Origin of the sequence: Colwellia sp. MT41 (assembly GCF_001444365.1) — a bacterium.
GTDB classification, from domain to species: domain Bacteria; phylum Pseudomonadota; class Gammaproteobacteria; order Enterobacterales; family Alteromonadaceae; genus Colwellia; species Colwellia marinimaniae.
The window spans coordinates 2,831,777-2,853,348 of record NZ_CP013145.1 but is presented as its reverse complement, the minus strand read 5'-3'; the positions used below and the strand labels follow the sequence as shown (position 1 = coordinate 2,853,348).

The 21,572-nt window shown below is 38.3% G+C and carries 20 protein-coding genes and 1 pseudogene; 6 read left to right on the top strand and 15 right to left on the bottom strand.

The genetic code is table 11. The features are described 5' to 3' along the window. Positions 1 to 14: 14 nt before the first annotated feature. The gene (locus CMT41_RS12275; RefSeq protein ID WP_057181711.1) at positions 15 to 677 is read left to right on the top strand and encodes an MBL fold metallo-hydrolase; all 663 of its coding nucleotides are present in this window, start codon (positions 15 to 17) and stop codon (positions 675 to 677) included. Beyond that, positions 674 to 1,498 (top strand): ion transporter, encoded by an 825-nt coding sequence (locus CMT41_RS12270; RefSeq protein ID WP_057181580.1) that lies wholly within the window; start codon positions 674 to 676, stop codon positions 1,496 to 1,498. Before CMT41_RS12275 ends, CMT41_RS12270 begins: the two co-directional genes overlap by 4 nt. 103 nt (positions 1,499 to 1,601) lie before the next feature. Here CMT41_RS12270 and CMT41_RS12265 read toward each other — a convergent pair whose 3' ends face one another. Beyond that, complete coding sequence (locus tag CMT41_RS12265; protein WP_057181579.1) at positions 1,602 to 2,057, bottom strand: YaiI/YqxD family protein; 456 nt, start codon at positions 2,055 to 2,057, stop codon at positions 1,602 to 1,604. Positions 2,058 to 2,164: 107 nt separating this feature from the next. On the opposite strand from CMT41_RS12265, the gene CMT41_RS12260 reads away from it, so the two are divergent. Beyond that, positions 2,165 to 2,518 carry an MGMT family protein gene (locus tag CMT41_RS12260; RefSeq protein ID WP_058027413.1) on the top strand — a complete coding sequence of 118 codons (354 nt, stop codon included), beginning with the start codon at positions 2,165 to 2,167 and terminating at the stop codon, positions 2,516 to 2,518. A gap of 89 nt (positions 2,519 to 2,607) precedes the next feature. On the opposite strand, the gene CMT41_RS12255 is transcribed toward CMT41_RS12260, so the two are convergent. Both CMT41_RS12255 and tpx read right to left on the bottom strand, forming a co-directional pair. Next, on the bottom strand, positions 2,608 to 3,078 hold the full coding sequence (locus tag CMT41_RS12255) for an Hsp20 family protein (RefSeq protein WP_057181577.1): 471 nt from the start codon (positions 3,076 to 3,078) through the stop codon (positions 2,608 to 2,610). A gap of 290 nt (positions 3,079 to 3,368) precedes the next feature. Next, complete coding sequence (gene tpx, locus CMT41_RS12250; RefSeq protein WP_057181576.1) at positions 3,369 to 4,040, bottom strand: thiol peroxidase; 672 nt, start codon at positions 4,038 to 4,040, stop codon at positions 3,369 to 3,371. 173 nt (positions 4,041 to 4,213) lie between these two features. Here tpx and CMT41_RS12245 point away from each other — a divergent pair, with 173 nt between their 5' ends. Next, positions 4,214 to 5,329 carry a response regulator gene (locus CMT41_RS12245; RefSeq protein WP_057181575.1) on the top strand — a complete coding sequence of 372 codons (1,116 nt, stop codon included), beginning with the start codon at positions 4,214 to 4,216 and terminating at the stop codon, positions 5,327 to 5,329. 89 nt (positions 5,330 to 5,418) lie between these two features. Further along, the gene (locus tag CMT41_RS12240; protein WP_058027412.1) at positions 5,419 to 6,387 is read left to right on the top strand and encodes a GGDEF domain-containing protein; all 969 of its coding nucleotides are present in this window, start codon (positions 5,419 to 5,421) and stop codon (positions 6,385 to 6,387) included. 41 nt (positions 6,388 to 6,428) lie between these two features. Here CMT41_RS12240 and lnt read toward each other — a convergent pair whose 3' ends face one another. The 7 genes from lnt to CMT41_RS12205 form a co-directional block, all read right to left on the bottom strand. After that, on the bottom strand, positions 6,429 to 8,027 hold the full coding sequence (lnt, locus tag CMT41_RS12235) for an apolipoprotein N-acyltransferase (RefSeq protein WP_058027411.1): 1,599 nt from the start codon (positions 8,025 to 8,027) through the stop codon (positions 6,429 to 6,431). Next, the gene (locus tag CMT41_RS12230) at positions 8,020 to 8,898 is read right to left on the bottom strand and encodes an HlyC/CorC family transporter (protein ID WP_057181572.1); all 879 of its coding nucleotides are present in this window, start codon (positions 8,896 to 8,898) and stop codon (positions 8,020 to 8,022) included. Before CMT41_RS12230 ends, lnt begins: the two co-directional genes overlap by 8 nt. Positions 8,899 to 8,995: 97 nt before the next feature. After that, entirely contained in the window at positions 8,996 to 9,454 is a 459-nt protein-coding gene (gene ybeY / locus CMT41_RS12225) for an rRNA maturation RNase YbeY (RefSeq protein ID WP_057181571.1), read from the bottom strand. After that, a complete protein-coding gene (locus tag CMT41_RS12220) occupies positions 9,454 to 10,569 on the bottom strand; it encodes a PhoH family protein (RefSeq protein ID WP_058027410.1) in 1,116 nt (371 codons plus the stop codon). The genes ybeY and CMT41_RS12220 overlap by 1 nt, the downstream gene beginning before the upstream one ends. A 45-nt stretch (positions 10,570 to 10,614) precedes the next feature. Further along, entirely contained in the window at positions 10,615 to 12,057 is a 1,443-nt protein-coding gene (miaB, locus tag CMT41_RS12215) for a tRNA (N6-isopentenyl adenosine(37)-C2)-methylthiotransferase MiaB (protein WP_057181569.1), read from the bottom strand. Positions 12,058 to 12,218: 161 nt separating this feature from the next. Continuing rightward, positions 12,219 to 15,020, bottom strand: coding sequence for a ligand-binding sensor domain-containing protein (locus tag CMT41_RS12210; protein WP_232299952.1), 2,802 nt, complete (start codon positions 15,018 to 15,020; stop codon positions 12,219 to 12,221). Further along, entirely contained in the window at positions 14,983 to 15,462 is a 480-nt protein-coding gene (locus CMT41_RS12205) for a hypothetical protein (RefSeq protein ID WP_057181568.1), read from the bottom strand. Before CMT41_RS12205 ends, CMT41_RS12210 begins: the two co-directional genes overlap by 38 nt. A gap of 493 nt (positions 15,463 to 15,955) precedes the next feature. On the opposite strand from CMT41_RS12205, the gene CMT41_RS12200 reads away from it, so the two are divergent. Continuing rightward, entirely contained in the window at positions 15,956 to 17,149 is a 1,194-nt protein-coding gene (locus CMT41_RS12200; protein ID WP_058027409.1) for an FAD-dependent oxidoreductase, read from the top strand. Between the two features lie 191 nt (positions 17,150 to 17,340). Here CMT41_RS12200 and CMT41_RS12195 read toward each other — a convergent pair whose 3' ends face one another. From CMT41_RS12195 to CMT41_RS12185, 5 genes and pseudogenes are all read right to left on the bottom strand, one after another. Further along, entirely contained in the window at positions 17,341 to 17,856 is a 516-nt protein-coding gene (locus CMT41_RS12195; protein WP_058027408.1) for a hypothetical protein, read from the bottom strand. Continuing rightward, positions 17,843 to 19,033: an AAA family ATPase gene (locus CMT41_RS12190; protein WP_058027407.1), complete on the bottom strand. Its 1,191-nt coding sequence runs from the start codon at positions 19,031 to 19,033 to the stop codon at positions 17,843 to 17,845. Before CMT41_RS12190 ends, CMT41_RS12195 begins: the two co-directional genes overlap by 14 nt. A gap of 162 nt (positions 19,034 to 19,195) precedes the next feature. Next, positions 19,196 to 19,309: pseudogene (locus tag CMT41_RS19910) on the bottom strand (hypothetical protein); the annotation flags it as partial. Between the two features lie 761 nt (positions 19,310 to 20,070). Next, complete coding sequence (locus tag CMT41_RS19185) at positions 20,071 to 20,241, bottom strand: hypothetical protein (RefSeq protein ID WP_157466373.1); 171 nt, start codon at positions 20,239 to 20,241, stop codon at positions 20,071 to 20,073. Next, positions 20,225 to 21,421, bottom strand: coding sequence for an IS4 family transposase (locus CMT41_RS12185; protein ID WP_083494194.1), 1,197 nt, complete (start codon positions 21,419 to 21,421; stop codon positions 20,225 to 20,227). Before CMT41_RS12185 ends, CMT41_RS19185 begins: the two co-directional genes overlap by 17 nt. Between the last annotated feature and the right edge of the window lie 151 nt (positions 21,422 to 21,572).

Genomic DNA, 21,572 nt, shown 5'->3' with positions numbered 1-21,572 from the left:
TTGAAGAGCGAGTTATGTTAAAACATGAAATTATCCCGGTAACGCCTTTTGAGCAAAACTGTACGCTATTTTGGTGCAGTGAAACCCAACAGGCTGCGGTAGTTGATCCCGGTGGTGATATTGACAAAATCAAAGCGGCTATCACTAAACATGGCTTAACGTTAGCAAAAATATTAATTACTCATGCTCATCTTGACCATGCCGGTGCGACCCACGCCTTAGCGATAGATTATGATGTTATTATTGAAGGTCCACATAAAGAAGATCAGTTTTGGATAGATGCTCTCGAACAGCAAAAGCAAATGTTTGGTGAGGCATTTAACTATGCAGAAAAATTCACACCTACGCGTTTTTTACAACAAAACGATAGCGTAAGTTTTGGCAATATTACCTTAGAAGTTTATTTTTGCCCCGGTCATACCCCAGGTCATATAGTGTTTTTTCATCGAGAGTCAAAACTTGCCCAAGTGGGTGATGTTTTATTTAGCGGTTCCATTGGCCGTACTGATTTTCCCCGTGGCGATCACGCCACCTTAATTCATTCTATTCGTAACACTCTTTTTCCCCTCGGAGATGATGTGCGATTTATTCCGGGTCATGGCCCAATGAGCACTTTTGGACAAGAGCGTCGCAGCAATCAGCATGTCAGTGATGCTGTGATGGGCGTGAGTAAATGAGTCGTTTGATCTTAAGTGCTCAGCGCCAATTAAGTAACATAGACGATAGTAAAATTTTTCAAGGCATTGTTATTGCCGTTATTTTATTATCCGCGTTATTGATTGGCGCTAAAACTCATAACTTGTCCGCTAATGCTATTGCAGTATTATTACTTATGGATGTAGCGGTTACGGTGTTTTTTGCCATAGAATTATCTATTCGTTTTTTTGCTTGCCCTGAAAAAAAATACTTTTTCAAAAGTGGCTGGAATATTTTTGATACTGTCATTGTCATTGGTAGCCTAGTGCCATCGGGCGGGTCAGGGATTTTATTGGCTCGTTTATTAAGGGTGTTTCGTGTTTTACGCTTAATATCTATAGTGCCAGAGCTGCGTTTGTTGATTAATGCCTTACTTAAAGCCATACCTCGTATGGGCTATATCGCGCTACTGATGTTTGTTATCTTCTACATTTACGCTGCCGTAGGTAGTATGTTTTTCCATGAAATTAATGAAGTATTATGGGGCGATGTATCTATTTCAATGTTGACCTTATTTCGTATCGCCACCTTTGAAGATTGGACCGATGTGATGTACGAAACAATGATTGTGTATCCATTAAGTTGGATTTACTATTTGACCTTTATTTTCTTAACCGCTTTTATCTTTTTAAATATGATGGTAGGTACGGTATTAGAAGTGATGAGCCAAGAGCATGAAAAATTTCGTGCTGAGCAACACGGTGAAAGTGCAGAAGGTGGTGAACCAGCAAGTCGTGCGCAAATAGATAACTTAGAAAAACAGTTGCAAGAAATTAAAGTGCTTTTACTTGAAAATAAGTAGCTGAAAGAACGTAATTTAAAAATAAGCCAGTTGAGAGAAAAGAGGCCGATACTCGTTTGAGTATCGGCCTCTTTGGGTTTATTGAGTCGTATGTTGGCACTGTTTATTGAGATTTTTTAAACTGAGTAATAATACGGTCAAGGTGATTGGCGAAGTTTTGTCTATCGGTTTGATTTAATGCCGGTGGCCCACCAGTGTGCACACCACTAGCACGCATAGTGTCCATAAAATCACGAATATTGAGCCGTGATTTAATATTCTCTTTGGTAAAAAGTTCGCCGCGGGGGCTAAGGGCAATACCAGACTTTGTTATTACTTCATCCGCCAGTGGAATATCACTGGTAATAACCAAGTCATGGGGCTCAACACGTTTAACGATCTCATCGTCAGCAATATCAAAGCCACTGCTTACCTGTATAAATTTGATAAAAGGTGATGGCGGTATTCGAATATTATGGTTTGCTATCAAGGTCGTGGCTATTTTGGCTCTATCAGCGGCTTTAAATAAAATATCTTTAATTACCACTGGACAGGCATCAGCATCCACCCAAATTTTCATGTTTTTCCTTAGCATAGTGTAATTGATGTTTGTGCTGCTATGATAGCGTATTCACTGGTCAATAAAAAATGGGCTAATCAACGCTTGATAGCGCAGGACGTCGAAAAATGGTATACCCACATTACCAACAAATATGGCAAACAGTGCAGTTAATTCCTCATGGCCGAGTTGCTTGTTATGGACAAATTGCTGATTTGGCCGGGTTGCCTGGTCGTGCTCGTCTGGTGGGTAAAGCGTTAGGTAAGGTGCCAAAAGAGGGATGGCAAGGGCGACGTGTGCCATGGTTTCGAGTTATTAATTCACAAGGAAAAATATCTTTTCCGCTCGGCAGTGAATATTTTGTTAAGCAAAAGCAGCATTTACAAGATGAACAGATAGTGGTGCTTGGTAGCCGAGTACAGCTAAACGATTTTCAATGGCAACCAGATTTAGCAGAAATATTGTTTTCACTGGAGTTTTAATAGGTGTGGGCAGACATTTAACTTGCTTCATTAAAACAAAAAAGCCCAGTCAAAGACTGGGCAAAAACAAAGGGAGAAACAGTTAAGAATTAAGCGTTACTAGGTAATAAGCTTTTGCCGTTAATGGCTATCTTACGAGGTTTTAATGCTTCAGGAACCTCTCTTTCTAAATCAACGTGCAGCAAGCCGTTTTCCATAAAGGCACCAATAACTTTTACGTGCTCGCCAAGTTGGAACTTTCGCTCAAAATTGCGTTCGGCAATGCCTTGGTGGAGAAACTGTCGGGGAGTTTTACCTGCCTCAACTTTTGGTTTATCTCTGACTTGCTTGGTGCCAACAATCGTTAAGCTACTTTCTTTTGATTCGATATCAATATCGTCTTCGCTAAACCCAGCTACAGCCATGGTAATGCGGTATTGATCTTCCGCTAATAACTCGATGTTAAAAGGCGGGTATGATGATTGTTTGTCAGCTCGTGAGGCTTTATCGATTAAACCAGCTAAGTGGTCAAAGCCAATAAAAGAGCGGTATAGTGGACTGAAATCGGTAGAGTTACGCATAATAAGTTATCCTAATATATAGCAATAAAATGATTATTATTTTCAATGTTGGCGTTCAGCTATTGAGCAACTCACTAGCAAAGCAATATTGCCTAGTAAATTACTGCGCGAATACGCGGGTCATTTTAAATAATGCTGCCTTTCACAATGAACAGGCAATTTCTTGGTGTAGCCCCTTGCGGCGACTACACAATTAGAGATGGGATTGTTTATTTGTTTTTCAAGAATATAATTGCAATAAGTTAGAGTTTAATTGTTAGTTCTTTGTTTTTATTGGTGTTTTAAGTTGATTATTTTTCTGTTTTTTTAGCTGCTTCTTTAGCTGCTACGGCATTAACAACAATAACGGGGGCCGTATATCTTACCTTTGCTAACGCTTTATCATAATTAGGCTGCTGTGATATGTTGGCAACAAGCTCTTTGTAAACAATCTTGCCTTGATTATCAATGACGAATATCGCTCGGGTAAGCAAGCCCATATCTTTAATTAATAGACCATAGTTAGTACCAAACTCACGCCACACTGAATCTGATAGTACTTTAATACTATCGATTTTTTCAACATCACAAAAACGCTTTTGGGCAAATGGCAGATCATTACTGATAGTTAAAACAGTGATGTTTTTAGGTAACTTGGCCGCTTCTTCATTAAAACGTTTGGTTTGAATAGAGCAAACGCCCGTATCTAAACTAGGTACAACAGAAATAAGTAAGGTTTGCCCTTGGAAGTCTTTCAGTGATACTGGCGCGAAGTTTTTATCAACCACTGTAAACGGCGGCGCTTGTTCGCCAACCTTAACTTGTTGCCCTAAAAGGGTGACATATTTGTCGCCAGCTTTAACCAGATTATTGCTTTGTTTTAGCTTATCCAGATCAAAAGAGTAAGCCTGACAGTTAAAAGCCAGGGTAAAACTGGCGATAAAGAAAGCACATAAGGTGATGTTTGAAGTAGGAAATTTCATGAAGTATTGAAAATAATGGTTAAGGTGAACCGATATTAGCCGTTTAGCGATAAAAGTTCTATAAATAGAACTTTATCATTGTGTTTTATATTGGATACTCTATGGTTATCAATAGAGGCTAGAGATGTTTTTACCCGGCCGTTGTTATCGTTTATGTAAGGCCCAAGATTAATATGACCACTAAATTATTAATTTGTGATGATTCTAATATGGCGCGAAAACAGGTGGCGCGTTCATTACCCGATGGTTGGGATGTAGAAATAAGTTTTGCGGCCAATGGTTTAGAATGTATTGAGGCGATAAAGGCAGGCAAAGGCGATGTGCTTTTACTTGATCTTAATATGCCAGAGATGGATGGTTATCAAGTGCTTGAAACCATTTTAGCAGAAGATTTACCCACACTTACCATAGTGATATCGGGTGATATTCAACCCGAAGCTCATCAACGTGTTACTCGTTTAGGTGCGCTAGATTTTATTCAAAAACCCGTTAATAAAGATATTCTTACCAAGGTATTATCGTCTTATGGCGTGTTCTCAAAGGAAGTCGCTACCACTGAGCCAGCAGCAGCGATAAAAGTTGCGCCGATTAAACTTCCTGTGGCAGAATTTGATAGCCAGGAAGATCGCCTTTCTAGCCAGCTTGATGTCTCTACCGTTGACAGTACCCCTTTGACTGCTGAACCAGAGATGACTTTATCGGCTGAAATGCGTGATTGTTATCAAGAACTCGCCAATGTTGCTATGGGGCGGGCGGGTGATTTACTGGCACGTTTACTCAATGTTTTTGTGGTGTTACCGATTCCGAATGTTAACTTCATTGAAGTGAGTGAACTTCGCATGGCGTTAAAAGATATTGAAAATCATGAAAGTACTTCAGGTATTTGCCAAGGTTTTATTAGCGCAGGTATTTCAGGAGAGGCTTTATTAATTCTAAATGATTCAAGCTTTAAAGATGTCGCCTCACTGATGAACTATCAATATGATGCTGATATGGGCACTGAATTAGAGTTATTAATGGATTTGGCTAATGTACTTATTGGTGCTTGCTTAAAAGGGGTGGCAGAGCAACTTGATATCCAGTTCAGCCAAGGACATCCTGAGGTATTGGGGCAACATAGAAAAATATCTGATTTAATTGCTAATAATGCCAATAAATGGAAAAGAACCTTAGCCATTGAAATAAGCTATGGCATAGAAAACTACCCAATTAAGTGTGATTTGTTGTTGCTTTTCACTGAAAAATCAATGAAAACACTTAACAATAAGTTGGCTTATTTGATGGATTAATTACTGAGTTAATCGCAGTTAATACATTAGCTTGTTGTTATTAACAAGTGACACAAGTTCGCGCTGGAAAGTGATGACAGGAATGGTTTATGACGTTAGAAAAATCACAATTACATGAACTGCATTGGATAATGGAAATGTTGCACAACATCGACGTTGGTCTCGTTGTGCTCGATAAAGAGTTCACTATACAAATATTTAATGGTTTTATGGAAAATCATAGCGGTTTATTTCCCCGTGAGGTAAAAGGTAAGCTGATATTTGATCTGTTTCCAGAGATACCTAGAGAGTGGTTTACCCGTAAAGCTGAATCAGTCTTTTTACTGAAAAATAAAGCCTTTACTATATGGGAGCAAAGACCTTACTTGTTCAAGTTCGATAGTTATCGTCCGGTAACGGGTAGTGAAGAATTTATGTATCAAAATACTACTTTTATTCCGCTGCTCTCTGCAACGGGTGAAGTAAGCCATTTATGTTTAATTGTTTATGATGTCACCGATACAGCGGTGCATAAACTAAGCTTGAAAAAAGCTAATGCAGAATTAGCCCTATTAAGTCAAACCGATGGCTTAACCCAATTATTTAATCGTAGCCACTGGGAGCAATGTTTATTAGCCGAGCATAAGCGCTGGAGTCGTAGCCAGAACCCAAGTTCTTTAGTGATGATTGATATTGACCATTTTAAGAATATTAACGATAGTTATGGTCATGTTGTTGGTGATAAAGTCATTCGTCACATTTCCGGCTTAATTCGCCATCATGTCAGGGAAACCGATGTTTGTGGTCGTTATGGTGGTGAGGAATTCGCTATTTTATTGTCGGATACTAATCTTGAAAATGCCTTCATTTTTGCTGAACGACTGCGTAAAGAGGTCAGTGAGGCTATTGTCACTTATAACGATATCAATGTTAAGTACACCATTAGTATGGGCATAGCTGAAGTTGATGAAAGTATTGAAACCCATGAAGTATGGATTGAATGCGCCGATGCTGCCTTGTATCGTTCCAAAGAAACGGGTCGTAATAAAACGTCTCTACACCCCAAGCAAACAAAGTGATTTATAGAACAGTGGCTGTTCAGGCCACTTTTTATTGACTGTTAAAACTTAAAAAGTTTCAACAAAACCAATGGCATGAATACCATCAAAAACAATATTAAATTCGGCCATTGGCTGTATGGCGTATAACCACTGACCAACTCAATCTTACCTCTAAGTACCACTTCTACGAATTGTGGTGCTATGGCAGTAATTTCACCCAAATGATTAACAATGCCGGTAACACCATTATTTGTTGAGCGTATTAAGGGCCGGCCAAATTCTAACGCGCGCATTCGGGCAATTTCAAAATGCTGATGTGGACCATGAGAGTCGCCAAACCAGGCATCATTACTGACGGTCAGTAGCAATTCTGTTTTATCGGTAAAATTGGCGGCTACCTGGAGTGGGAAAGCAACCTCGAAGCAGTTTAGCGGTAAAATATGAAAATTATTGGCCACTAAATTTGCTTGGACATAATTACCTGCGGTGAAGGACGACATAGGTAAGTTAAATAAGGGGGCTAGAGGACGCAACCATTCTTGAAAGGGAATAAATTCACCAATGGGTAGTAAGTGGCTTTTATAATACCTATTGCTGTGATTGTAATAATAGCCTTGTTCATCCTCTGTGGTTTTCTTACCTAAAACCAATAAGGCATTATAATACTCTTTACTTTCAAAGTTATAATTAATTATCCCGGTAATAACAGCGCTGTTATTTAAAATGGCTGAACGGTTCACTGTGCTTAAAAAGTCCTGAACTGCTGGCTCCAGTGCCGGAATAGCTGATTCAGGCCAAACAATTAAGTCGGCATCATAGTTTACCCGTGTTAAGTCGAGGTATTTAAGCATCGTTGGCCATTCTTGCTCGGGTTGCCATTTGATCGACTGGGCAATATTACCTTGGATAAGGGCAACTTTAGCGCTTTTTCCCGTTAACTCAGTCCAACTAACCAGACTTAAAGCCACACTAGTAACAAGAATACTTGCTGCTAAAGCCATAGGGAATATTAAGTCTTTGCTAGATATGTGTGTATTAGTGTCTTGGTTCTTATTTTTAAATAAGGCCGACAAGATATTATATATTTTGACCCAGGAAATGTTTACTAACAGGATAATAGCCGTTAGCCCGACTTCACCAATAACCGGGGCAAAGTTAGCTAAGGGGCTGTCAATTTGACTATAGCCAAGTGATAGCCAAGGAAATCCGGTCAGCACTACTGAACGTAAATATTCACAAAAAAGCCAAATAGAGGGTAATAACCACAAGTTAACTTGTTTGTTTTTAGATAAAAGAGCGGTTAAATAGCCGGCAAGTGCCGGAAATAGTGCGAGGTAGGAACATAAAGCTAGCATTAACAGTAAAGACACTATCAGTGGCAAACCACCAAATTGATCAATACTGACATGGACCCAGCTAATACCACTACTAAACCAACCAAAGGCAAACAGAGCCATTTTTTTAGCGGCTAGTTTAGGCGAAGCATGGCTGACTTGGTGTAGTATTATGCTAGGTAAAATTAATGCTAGCCACCAATAGGAAAATGGCGCATAAGCAAACACCAAGAAAAAGCCACTAAAAAAGCACAGCCAATTTTGTTTGTTTGTGAGTTTGCTTAATATCGCTGAAAAAATAACGCCCTTGGTGATATTAGTCACTCATTCTACCGTTAATTTCATGACCTTTGTCAACACTGACTTGTAGCACTTGTATGCGTCTATTATCAGCAGCCAGTACTTTAAATTCAAAATTCCCTATGTTTATAAGTTCATCTTTTTGTGGCAAGTGGTTAAACTGACGTAAAACAATGCCGCCAATGGTAACCGCATCGCTTTCATTAAAGTTGCAATTAAAGTAGTGATTAAAGTTACTCAGCTCAGTAAGCGCTTTTACTAAGTAGACATTGCCGGCTAATCTCTTGATTTCGTCTTCGTTTTCATCATCGGTTTCATCTTCTATTTCACCGACAATTTGTTCTAAAATATCTTCAATGGTGATAACACCTGAAACACCGCCATACTCATCAACAACAATAGCCATATGATAGCGATTAGAACGAAACTCTTTTAATAAGGGTTCAACTTTTTTACTTTCGGGGATAATAATGGCAGGGCGAATGATATCCCTTAGGCTAAAATCATCCTTTTGAGAGCTAAAACCAAAGGCGAGTAGATCTTTTGCTAATAAAATACCCTCAATGTGATCAATATTTTCATTAACAACGGGAAAACGTGAATGACCAGACTCTAGGATAATAGGCAGGAATTCGTCAAGACTATGGTTAATATCGATAGTAACCATTTGCGAGCGTGGGATCATTATTTCTCGAACGCGCAATTTAGAAACGTCTAAAACACCTTTGAGCATTTGTTTAGTTTCAGGATTGATCAAGTCTATTTCTTGCGCATTATCTAATGCATCTACCAATTGATTTTTGTTTTTCGGCTCAGGTATTAGTATTTGCATAACTTTATGAAAAAAAGACTTATTGGCTGAACCGGTTCTAGAGTGGGGGGTGTCATCGCTCATAGAGCTATTATTCTTCCTTTATTATGTTATTGAAAATGTTATTTGTTAACCCATGTTAACTGCCAGTGAAATCCTGCATATCACAGGGGTACGGCTATCAATAAGGGTTGCTAATGCCTAATTTCGCTAAAATGGCAATCTCGATAGTTTCCATTTCAACAGCATCACTGTCACTTATATGATCAAAACCAACTAAATGCAAGCAACCATGTATAACAAGATGTGCCCAATGATCAAAGAGGGCTTTGTTTTGTGCTTGTGCTTCTAGCTTCATGACTTCTATGCAAATAATTAAGTCGCCTAATAAGTTAAGCTCTATGCCGTCAGGTACCTCAAAAGGAAAAGATAACACATTCGTTGCTTTATCTTGGCCTCTATATTGACTATTTAGTTGCTGGCTTTCGTCACTATTAACTAAGCGAATGGTGAGTTCAAATTCCTGCTCTGGCTTACTAGTGACTTCTGCCAAAGCCGTATCAACCCATAGTTGAAATTGCGCTTTAGTGGGTAATTCGGTTGCTTTACAAGCAATTTGTAGATCGATGACATGAGCCATTAGCTTAGCGTGCTCTTATCATTATTTTTTTGTTGTGCTTGCTTTTTTTGTTGTTTTTCTCGGTTTGTTTTTTGTTCATGATTATCATAAGCGTCAACAATTCTGGCGACAACGGGATGGCGAACAACATCCTTAGACTGAAAGAAATTGAAACTAATGCCCGGGATATCTTGCAGCACTTCAATACCATGGCGAAGCCCTGACATTTGATGACGAGGTAAGTCAACTTGGGTTATATCACCGGTGATCACAGCACGAGAATTAAAGCCAATACGGGTTAAAAACATCTTCATTTGTTCAACCGTAGTATTTTGACTTTCATCTAATATGATGAAGGCATCATTCAAGGTTCTGCCACGCATATAAGCAAGTGGCGCAACTTCAATGACTTTGCGTTCGATAAGTTTCTCGACCCTTTCAAAGCCAAGCATTTCAAAAAGCGCGTCATAAAGTGGCCTTAAATAAGGGTCTATTTTTTGTGATAAATCGCCGGGTAAAAAACCTAGCTTTTCCCCCGCTTCTACTGCTGGTCTGGTCAGTATAATACGACGCACTTCTTGGCGCTCTAATGCCTCTATCGCACAGGCGACAGCTAAATAGGTTTTACCTGTACCCGCCACACCGACACCAAAGCTGATATCGTTTGTCCTTATATTTTGTACATAGGATTGTTGGTTACCATTACGCGGTTTTACGACACCACGTTTGGTTTTTATAGTGACGATATCATCGTATTTTTTATCTAATTGATTACCTAACTCTGAGGCTATTTGACTGTTTGCTTGTGGCTGTTCTTGCTCAAGACAGCCAGACTCTAAAATAGCTAAATGCACCATTTCAGGGGAGATTATCTTACTTTTTCCCTTAACTTCTTGGCTTTCAAGATATAGCTCTGTTAAAACTTTAACCACTGCTTGGCAATTTGACGGCTTACCCATGATAGTAAACTCTTGGCCTCGGTAACTTATTTCTACGCCTAGACGGCGTTCGATAGTCTTTAAGTTATCGTCCATAGGGCCACATAAGTTTGCCTGCCTATGGTTGTCTACAGGCGTTAAACTGAAAACTTTTCGGGTTAACTTAAGTGACTTAGTCGTTGATGTGGTCAAATTCATTTCCGCTTTGTTAAATTAAAGTGCTTAATACTGCCCAAAGGGCTGCTATGGGGTAAAAGTACTTACACCTATATCGTCAAGGTTACTTGGCGTGGCCGTGTGGTGATTATTGGCTAAAATATCTGCTGGTGAATGGGCAATGCGCATACCCATGTCTTTTTCTTCTCTTACTAATTCGCCGCGTAAAGAGTTGGCAACTACATCAGTAATTTTGATATCGACAAATTGGCCAATAACGGTATGTGGGGCAACAAAGTTAACCGTACGGTTATTTTCTGTTTTACCCCGTAATTCCATTGGGTTTTTCCTCGAAGGGCCTTCAACGAGAACGCGCTGCTCGGTATTTAACATTTGTCTGGCAATTCGTAATGCTTGTTGGGTAATACGGTCTTGTAACAGCTTTAAGCGTTTTTTCTTGGTTTCATCGCTAATATTATCGGGTAAATCGGCTGCCGGTGTACCAGGGCGAGCACTGTAGATAAAGCTGAAGCTTAAATCAAAATCAATGGCCTTAATTAAGTCCATTGTTGCCATAAAGTCTTCATCGGTTTCACCAGGAAAACCGATAATAAAGTCAGACGACATGCTCAAGTCAGGGCGAACTTTCTTCAAACGGCGAATTTTAGACTTATATTCAAGCACAGTATGACCACGTTTCATTTGCGTTAGAATGCGATCGGAGCCACTTTGTACCGGCAGATGTAGGTGGTTTACTAGTTCAGGTACATCAGCATAAACTTCGATAAGATCATCAGTAAATTCAACTGGATGTGAGGTGGTATAACGAATACGATCGATGCCATCTATGGTAGCGACCAAACGTAGCAGATCAGCAAAGCGACAAATGCTGCCATCGTGGGTTGGACCACGATAAGCATTAACATTTTGACCCAGTAGGTTTACTTCACGTACGCCTTGCTTAGCAAGTTGGGCAATTTCATAGAGCACATCATCAAGGGGACGGCTAACTTCTTCACCACGGGTGTAGGGCACTACGCAGAAAGTACAATATTTACTACAACCTTCCATAATAGAAACAAAAGCACTGGCACCATCAGCTTTAGGCTCAGGTAGGCGATCAAACTTTTCAATCTCTGGAAAGCTGACATCAACAACCGGACTCTTTGTCTTCTGTACTTGATTAATCATTTCAGGTAAGCGGTGTAGGGTTTGCGGACCAAAAATCATATCGACAAAAGGTGCACGTTTACGTATAGCATCACCTTCTTGTGAGGCAACACAGCCACCAACACCAATAAGTAAATCAGGCTTAGTCTCTTTTAAACGTTTCCAACGACCTAATTGATGAAAGACTTTCTCTTGTGCTTTTTCGCGTATAGAGCAAGTATTAAGCAAAATAACATCGGCTTGTTCCGCTTCATCAACCAAGGTATAACCATGGGTTGAGTCCAACAATTCTGCCATCTTTTGCGAGTCATACTCGTTCATCTGACAGCCCCAAGTTTTGATATATAGCTTCTTACTCATTACTTCACTCTTCACACACAAATTTCACTGGAATTTACCTAAGCAAAGCCAGTAAAGATAAAAGGAGGCATATTTTATACCAATTAAGGACTAATTTCGAATGAATAAGGCAACTAGTTGTAAATGTCTGTATTTTTTTTGCTAGCTGGGTAAATTATAAACTAATTTAAGGCCATTAATGGCACGCTAATTACCAACTGACTACTGCCGTCATCATTAGCAAAAATATTAAGTGACGCTTGATGTTTAGTGGTGATCTGACGAATAGTATAGCTAGCGAGGTCAAAGTTAATTTTACTATTAAGTTGGCTAAAAGAGTTTTTATCGCTATTAACAGTAAGCCATAATTTTTGTTTAACCTCTTTTAAGCTCAGACTGAAATTTTGTGCTTCACTCTTGAATATAGCTGACATAATGGCTTCAAATATCACTTTGTATATATCGGCCCTTAGTTCATATTTAAGCTTATCCACCTTATCATCTAAGGTGAAGTGCAATTTAACTTCGTACTTGCTCTGGACATAGTCCGCTAAAAAGGGAATTGCCAGGGCTAAGGTTTTTCCGGCAAGGTTGTCAGGCTCTTGGCTATTAATGTTATCTTTAAGTACTAATATACTCTTCTCAATGAGTTGCTTACCTTGCTCGACATCATTATTTGCTAATGATGTCGCGGTTAGTTGTAAATTGCGTTGCAAAGTATTCATCAGTCTACCGTAATTTCGCATATCATCTTTGAGCAAGGTGTGAATATGTTTAATTGACTTTGTCCGTAAAAAAAGTAGCCATGAGGTCAATAACACGATAAATAAAACCAATACTGCATAGAAGATTCTCAGCTCTATTGTCCAGTACCACGGATAGGCAACATCAATCTCGGTATACGCTATGATATCACTCCATTGCCCTAAACTATTGGTGGCCATGATTTCAATATTGTAACGACCAGAAGCTAGTCCTGTTAAGGTTAACTGGTTATTATTTATTTTCTGCCATTGGTTGTTGTTAATACGATATTGATACTCTTTTGCTAGGCCAGGACGATAGTCTAAACTGGCTAAATCAAGGGTGATAACATCGTTACCACTTGCTATTTCGATGGTTTTATTGAGTAAATAGGCTTTACCTGAGATGGTGGTTTTACTAATAATAACATTGGGGTTAAATTGTTTTTTTGCAGATAAATTGAGTGCTAGTACGCCACTGTAATGGATAGCATATAGCGTGTCATCTTTGACTAACATGCTGCTGACAAAAGAATACTGCTGGCTATTCTCTATCATGGTTACTTGATAGTTTTTTGGTGATATTCGATATAACCCAGGTTTACCTGAGGCCCATATGGTGTCATTAATCAATAACATTTCGGTGAAACTATGACCTTTAGAAAGTTGGGCTAATAAGCCACCTTGTTGATTAAAAACCAAAATCCCATCACCTAAGGTCGAAGCAAAAATTTTGTTATCGGCATAAACAAAAGAGATCACTTTACTCTTATTTGGCGTGGTTAAGGTGATGATTTTATTAAGGGATGGCTGATAAATGCTAATGTTATTACTCGATGCTATCCATAGTTTTCCTGAGTCTAAAGGCAGTACATCAATAATTTCCGTGCTGGGTAAACCATCAATAATATCAAGATGTTTAATTATTTTCTCAGTACTCAAATCATAGATATAGAGACCGTAATAATTAGTGGCGATATAAAGTAAGTTGTTTTTATGTTCTAGCTTTAAAATCAGTTTATCAGCAACAACATCAAGTTTTTGTACTTGTTTTGTGCTGTTACCATAGCGCCATAAACCATCATAACTGGCGATGTATAGGTCTTTATTTATCTCTAGCAGGTCAAATATCTTCAAGCCATTTTTAGTGAAAGCGCTATTAATATCTTGCTTAAATACCGGTTTTAAGAAATTTTGTAAACCCGCCCCATAGCTGCCAATAATAATTTCATTATCAAATAATGTTATTTCATTGGCATTGATTGGAATATCAAAAATAACTTTATGATTGGTAACGTAAGTCTCATTAAGCTGTTCAACGCCATGGCTGCTGATTAACCATAATCCACCTGATGCATCGTGAAACAGTGAGGTTAGGCGTACCGGAGTACTATTGCCATAATTGTGCGACAGTGGCAATAAGCTTGTACCATTATATTTACTTATCTTACCGGCATTGCTGACGGTGAAAAAGTTATCACTAGCAAAGGCTTTTGTTAAGGCATAAAGTTTTTCATTATGTTTGATACTTGATATATCACCCTCATTACTTAAACGGTAGATTTTATTGGCCGTAATGGCTATTACCGCATCAGACAGGGCGGTTAAGGCAGTGATAGGCTCACTAAGGATCTGTTGAAGTTGGTCATCTTGTAATTGATATAAGCCGTCACTGTTTGCGACATAAAGCTGCTCTTTATTATGAACAAGGTGCTTGATGGCGATATTGTCATCAAGCAACTGGGTTGTTTTTGTACTTGGATTGAAACGATAAAGCTTATTGGGTGCATTGATATAATACTGGTCTTTAAACCACACTGAGTGATAGTGGCTTTGCCTTGGAATATCAACGGCTAGCTTTTTAGCGACACCGTTATTGGTATCAAAGAGCCATAAACCATCCCTTTCTGAGGCGATTAATAGCTTATCATCAATGAGACTTATATCATTGATCCAAGAGTAGGGCAGCGGCCACTCTTGGTTATTGAGCGAGAAAGTGATGTTATTGCTGCCATCAAGCCGAGTTAGCCCTTGTTGACTCGATAACCAGATAAAACCATGTTTATCTTGCAGCATTTTTGTGACATTACTGAGGGTATTTATCGAGGCGATATTATCGGCGTGGCTGGAAAAACTGAAAATCAACAGGCTAAGCGCTATTAGTGAATAGCACTTAGCCTGAAATACTTTAGCAGAGAAAATACTAAACGATACTTTGTGGTGTTTTGTTGTCATTGTCATGTATTTTATCACCGCAGGCGGCAAATACTTTTGGCAGATCGCCATCCCTAATGGGTTTTTGTACCAACAAGTAAGTGGGTTTTCTAGGGTCATCGTGTTGTTTCTTTTCTGCCCAAGCTTTAGTTATTTTATCAGCAAATGACTGTCCGTACTTTACTGCGAAAGCAGTGACTAACATGTCAACACCAAAGTCATCCATAACCAACATAGTGTTGTTATGGTATCCGCTTGTACTATCAAAATCTATATCAACAGTTAATATTTTGTTGTTCGGTAAAACTAAATCTGCTCTTAGTTTGGCAACAACGGCGCGATCGCTCTTTGCTTTTAACTGAGTGCGGTTAGGTTTTTCAGTAAAATCATAAATTAAATTGATATCTTTCGCGAGTCGTTTTTCTTCAGTATTTTGTCCTGAGATGTTTGTTTTTGCTAATGCTGACATAGTGCATCCTTATCATTCAGTTATATAGTTTTTATTATTACTCATAATATACCTTTAACGGCAACAACTTAATTTTTAAGTAATTCTTGCCTTAATTAGACGGCACATATTCCCCATGAACCGCCAAAGTCGACAATTCACTATAACTGAATTTTACTGACAAACAAGCTTTGTCTAACTACCATGAGATCAAAAGCATTGCATTTTCAGCTTATGTTAGTACCCATCGCTTACCCCTCGCTGCTTCCTTTAGTAACATCAGGACACCCCTATTTATGTTCAACAAATTTGCGGGTGAATCTAGTATTCGTGCACTATTAACACTTTATTTACCGCCTTTGTTGAATATTTTAGGCCAGCAACTCGCTACTTCGCCTAAGTGGAGAGGGTTAAAGTGATGAACATGGGTGTTTAATGTAATAAAGCAGTCGAAAATAGCGCTAGGCTTGGGTAAAATAAAGGTATATTACAATATTGTTGTGAATTTTTAAGCATGGAACATTTTGATTGTGTAGTTATTGGTGGTGGTATGGTTGGTGCAGCAAGTGCACTGTCCTTAGCTCAACTTGGTTTAAAAGTAGCGTTGGTTGAACAGTACCAGCCCAAGAATTATGCTGTTGAACAAGCGCTTGATTTACGTGTATCGGCTATATCGCTGGCCTCTGAAAATTTACTTAATCAGCTGGGAGCATGGCAACAAATTAAGCAGTGGCGTGTCTGTCCATATAAACGCCTCGGTGTTTGGGAGCATGAAAGTGCTTATACTGAGTTTAATGCTCAAGACATTAAACAAACGCACCTAGGTCATATCGTTGAAAATCGATTAATTCAACTGGCGCTCTGGCAGGAAATTAGTGCTATGAGTAATATCCGTACTTTTTGCCCTGATAGTTTAGTCTCTTTAACCCAAGAGCACGACAAAGCAAGCTTAACACTCACCAATAGCGCATTAACGGCAACACTCGTCATTGGCGCTGATGGCGCACAATCAAAAGTTAGAGAAATGTCAGCCATTGGTGTGACTGGCTGGGATTATCAACAGTCGGCTATGTTGATTAATATTGAAACCTCACAGAGTCAACAAGATATTACTTGGCAACAATTTTTCCCCACGGGCCCAGTCGCTTTATTACCCTTAGCCGGAGAAAGTTCGTTAGGTGGTTATGCGGCATTAGTTTGGTATCACCAACGTGATGAGATCACTCGCTTAGCATCATTATCCAATAAGCAACTTCAACAAGAAGTAGTTAAATATTTCCCCAAACGATTAGGTGAAATCAAAGTACTTGCGAAAGGCGCTTTTGCTTTAACACGCAGGCATGCTAATACTTATCAACATAAACGAGTACTGCTGTTAGGCGATGCTGCCCATACTATCAACCCCATGGCAGGGCAGGGAGTCAATTTAGGCTTTAAAGACGTTATTGCTTTACAACACGTTATTGCTGACGCTATTGCTAATGGCGGAACTTGGCATGATGAAGCTGTGTTAGCTCGATATGAGCAAAAACGGCGCAAAGAGAACTTACTTATGATGACAACCATGGATGCCTTATATGCAGGCTTTAGCCATCCTTCGCCAGTGATTAAGGCAGCACGTAATTTAGCACTACTCGCCGTTAATAAAGTGCCCTTCCTTAACAGCACGATAAAAAATAAAGCCTTGGCTTATGCTTGTGGTTTATAGCTGAGTTCACTGGCAGTTAAAGATTTAACTTTTCCTCTACTTATTTCGAAAGGGGGGAGTTGAAACCTTAAAATTCATATGTATTTCAATCGATTAAATTATCAATTGCCTTTTTAATATAAAACAATAATAGAAAAACGTTAGTGCTCTATATAGATTAATGAAAATAAATTAATTTGGTTAATAATTTATTATGCTTGTTCAGTTTGATAAAAAGCATGATTTTTGTCAAAAAAGACTAAATAAAATGTATTTGAGTCGTATCTATAATCTTTTCCTTTATGAATAAATTCATTATTATTCATTTGTTCAGGTATTACAAAGCCAATCAGCCTAACTTTATTCCCTAAACGAAACCTTGCCCAGCAGGCATCATGAGGGATGTTAGGGGGATGAAAAAATGCAGATCTAGATGGAAATTCATTATAATATGCTAAAATTTTGAGGCTACCAGCACCACTTCGTTGCTTGGTCCAATATGATAGAGATTCTTTTGTAAACTCTTTAATTTTATTTAAAATAGAATCTAAACAACATATCCCTGCTTCTTCATTCCAATTACTAAAAGATTGGCTTGGTGCCTGTCTATCATCAAAATATGACAAATTAAATTTACATTTAGCTGCAATGTCAGATGTTTCAATACTTGTTACAGGTAGGCTATCTAAGAAAGTCATCTTTTTAGGGCTGTTTTTAAAGCTCTTCATTAATACTTCCTTGGAAGCTTTTTAAGCCATTTGAAGGTATGCCTCCTAGCTTCTTAGCTAGATACAAAGGGGTTATAGGACGTCCATTCCGAATCATTGTTCCTGTAATTTCATCTAATCGATAGCAATAGCTAGCATTATCTTCCTTGTTTACAAGTATTGTTCTATATTTTCCCAAAGTATCAATGATTTCAGTATTGTGTGCAGTAAAAATGAATTGGGCATTTTTCTTATTGATGTCTTTGTTAGTAAACATTTCAATTATCAATGGTAAAATCATTGAGTGAATATGAATATCAAACTCGTCAAAGGCTAAGAACCCTCCAGTTTTAAGAACTAACCAATAGAGAGACATTTTTTTAAATAAAGCTTTAGTACCACTTGATTGATCATGATAGGTTAATCTTAAATCCATTTTTTTATGTTCATGAATAAAAACAGGATAAAAATATTTTTTACCATCAGAATCAATCATATTGGTAATTTCTATATCTTTGATACCATTATCAGCGGAGGCTATTATATTTTTTACAAATTTGAATAACTCTGGATCTGAATTAAATTTTTCGGAAGCATCTCTATAATCATAACCTACATCGTAATAACCAAATGAATTAACATTGGTGATCATTTGGAGGAAAAATGTATATGCATTATGCACATCTTCCATTTTAGATGTAAATTTGTATGTATCATAGAGGCTAAGTAAAGACGCATTGCTTTTTAATTTGATAGCTTTGAGTTCAACAACATCATCAATACAATCTACAATTTCATTACCAACCCTTTCAAAAACCTTAACTTTTCTAGAGTTAGTTCGATATAAAACCTCTCTTAAAATTGACTTCTCTGTTATTTCTAACTCATAAAAAAAATGCTGCTCTTCCACATTAAAATCTATATAGAATTCAATAGCGTCTTCATTATCAAAAAAAGATCTTATGTTTATCCCCTCAGCTTCTTTAGATTTGGCTGATGTAGTGCAAAAGGAGGTTAAGAAATCTATCGCCTTAATGATATTTGTTTTACCAGAGCCATTTGCTCCTTTTATTCCTAATACTGTAGTTGTATCTAAACCCTGTCTAATATCTTCAGGTACCTTTTTATCAAGCTCAAAACTTACTTCCATGCCTTCTTCAAAACTGAAAAAATTTTTAACTCCAAATTTTTTAATCATTACAATCCAAAATTAACTTACTATAAAACCATGATAAGACAAATTTGGTTGAATGTTAACTTAAAGGTGTGATTATTTGGTCTTATTTATGTTTTTTTGACTTTTATGGCTTAATTGTTCCATTAGCTAATATATAATAAGACTAATTTATAAAGATTATTTCTATGGTAACCATCTTGCGTAAGTACTCAAAGTCATACCAATGTCACTATGACCAAGTTGTTTGGCTACCCAAGCTATAGGTTTATTGTTAGTTAACATGGTTGAAGCGTAGGTATGACGTGTATTGTATTGCTTACGAAACTTAACTTTAGATTTTTAAGGGCTGGTTGCCAACACCCATGATAAATAGCTCTATCATCACGCCATGGCTGCATTCTTAATTTCTTTCGCGTCGCGGTGGCGACTACACCCAGAGAGGGCTATCGCCGAGCCCTCTCTGGACTCTCCCGGCGCTGCGAATAAAACCTAATCTTTCATTCAATCAAGTGTTTCGAGGCGCCGCGTTAATGAACATCCCTGTACAACGCCGCTTTTTCATCATCCTTGATGAAAACACCTGCACACTTTCAATCTTTTCAGAGTTTTACCACGCAGATTTGGCGCTCTTGGCTAGTTTGATAGCTCAAGTAGTGTGTTTTTCTGTGAATCAAAATAACAGACACCCACTTAAAATAATCAACATTTTTATCCTCATTCGGCATTAAACTATTACGGCTAGCGTTTTTAGGCACTTATTGAATATGACTTTATGTATATGCTCTTAAAATGCGACTGCATTCTTAATTTCTTTCGCGTCGCGGTGGCGACTACACCCAGAAAAGAAAGAGAACTATCGCGTTACGCCTAAGTTAGGCTCTCTGGACTCTCCCGGCGCTGCGAATAAAACCTAATCTTTCATTCAATCAAGTGTTTCGAGGAGCCGCGTTAATGCACATCCCTGTACAACGCCGCTTTTTCATCATCCTTGAGAAAACACCTGCACCTTTCAGTCATTTCAGGGTTTTACCACGCAGATTTGGCGCTCTTGGCTAGTTTTATAGCTCAGTAGTACCTTGATGCATTGCTGAGGTGATAAAAGTGAGCATTAAAAGCATGACGGTATATGGATATACCTTATTAGACAGTGCAGGAGCATACTGTCCTGATGCTTGTGTTAAGCCCCATGGATGCTGAGGGATCCCCATTTCTTTATCTGAATTGTGCATCCGCGCATGCCTTTAACCCTCCTAGTGCTAGAGCAATGTCAGCAACATTAAACTGATATTGTTCTCGTCTGATTAACTCCTTTCCCAATCGAAAATAAGATAGTACTCGTCTAGATTTAACCGTGTTAGCTTGGAAGTCTTTATAGTAGCCTTTTATGTAAGCCATTTTTCCTACCAATATCAATGAAAATTGGGTAAGCATTGCTATCATGAGTAAAATATTTACTCGTTCTAAACTTGAACTTCGGCAAAAATTTAGTGCTAGGCCGTAACGTTCATTTTTTGTATCTCTAAAGCCTTCTTCTATCTGCATTCGTTGATTGTATAAGTTGACAATCCGCTCTGCAGGCCACTCTAATTCAGGCATGTTGCTCACTAACAACCAAGGCTCTCTACCGCCTTTAGCATACTCTAAGCTTACGCTTCTTCTACTTTTTTTACCGTCTAATGTTTTCGTACTCCTTCCTTTGGAGGCTTTTTTATAAAGGACGGCTGTGCAAGTGTGCTTTTGCGTTTTTCCCAACAAACATGTCCCTAAGTGCTTTTTTTCATTGACTTTTACTTGTGAAAATAATTCATAAACACTCTGCCATTGCTCTTCAACTTGAAGACTCACTCTACCTCGTAAACGGCCAAGCCAAAACCATCCTTGTGCTTCTACTTCTTTAAACCACGGAACCCTATAACCAGCATCGGTTGAAATTATTGGGGTTATATTTTTAGGAAGAACTAACGCTAATTTATTCAAAAAATCTTTATGAGCGGTAACCGTGCCAAGTTGTTTTTCTGGATAAACTTCTTCATAAAGAGTAAATGCTCTGCCCCCTATAGGGATCACCGCGCGCAATATTTGTTTATCTAGCCTATTTACAGGTGACCAATCAATAATAATCAAAGGATATTTGATATTCTTGAGGCTGACTTTAGCAATCGCAGCATAAACACCTATCCGCTCTTGGTGTAAATTTTCATTGCCTAATAGCCGACAGACACGTTTAATGGAGTTTTTAACTTTTGCTTTAGTATTGATGATACCTCTGCCTAAACCTGTAAGGGTAAGCGTTTCATCCATTGCAAGTGAGTCAGTACAATCTAAAACAGCTTTGATCCTCCGTTTATCATTAATAGCATTAAAAGAAGACATTTTGAAAAAGGTGTGTAACATAGTGGATGTATTCATGAATATTGACGTCAATTGGGTTTTAGAGAATTTAATGATCGCCGATATTCATGGGTACACCTAACCTTATTTAACTATTTTTATGCTTTTTTTAATGAGTCTCCCGGCCCAAGGGTTTCGCTTAGGCGAAATTTTCTGCGAAAAGAGAGGG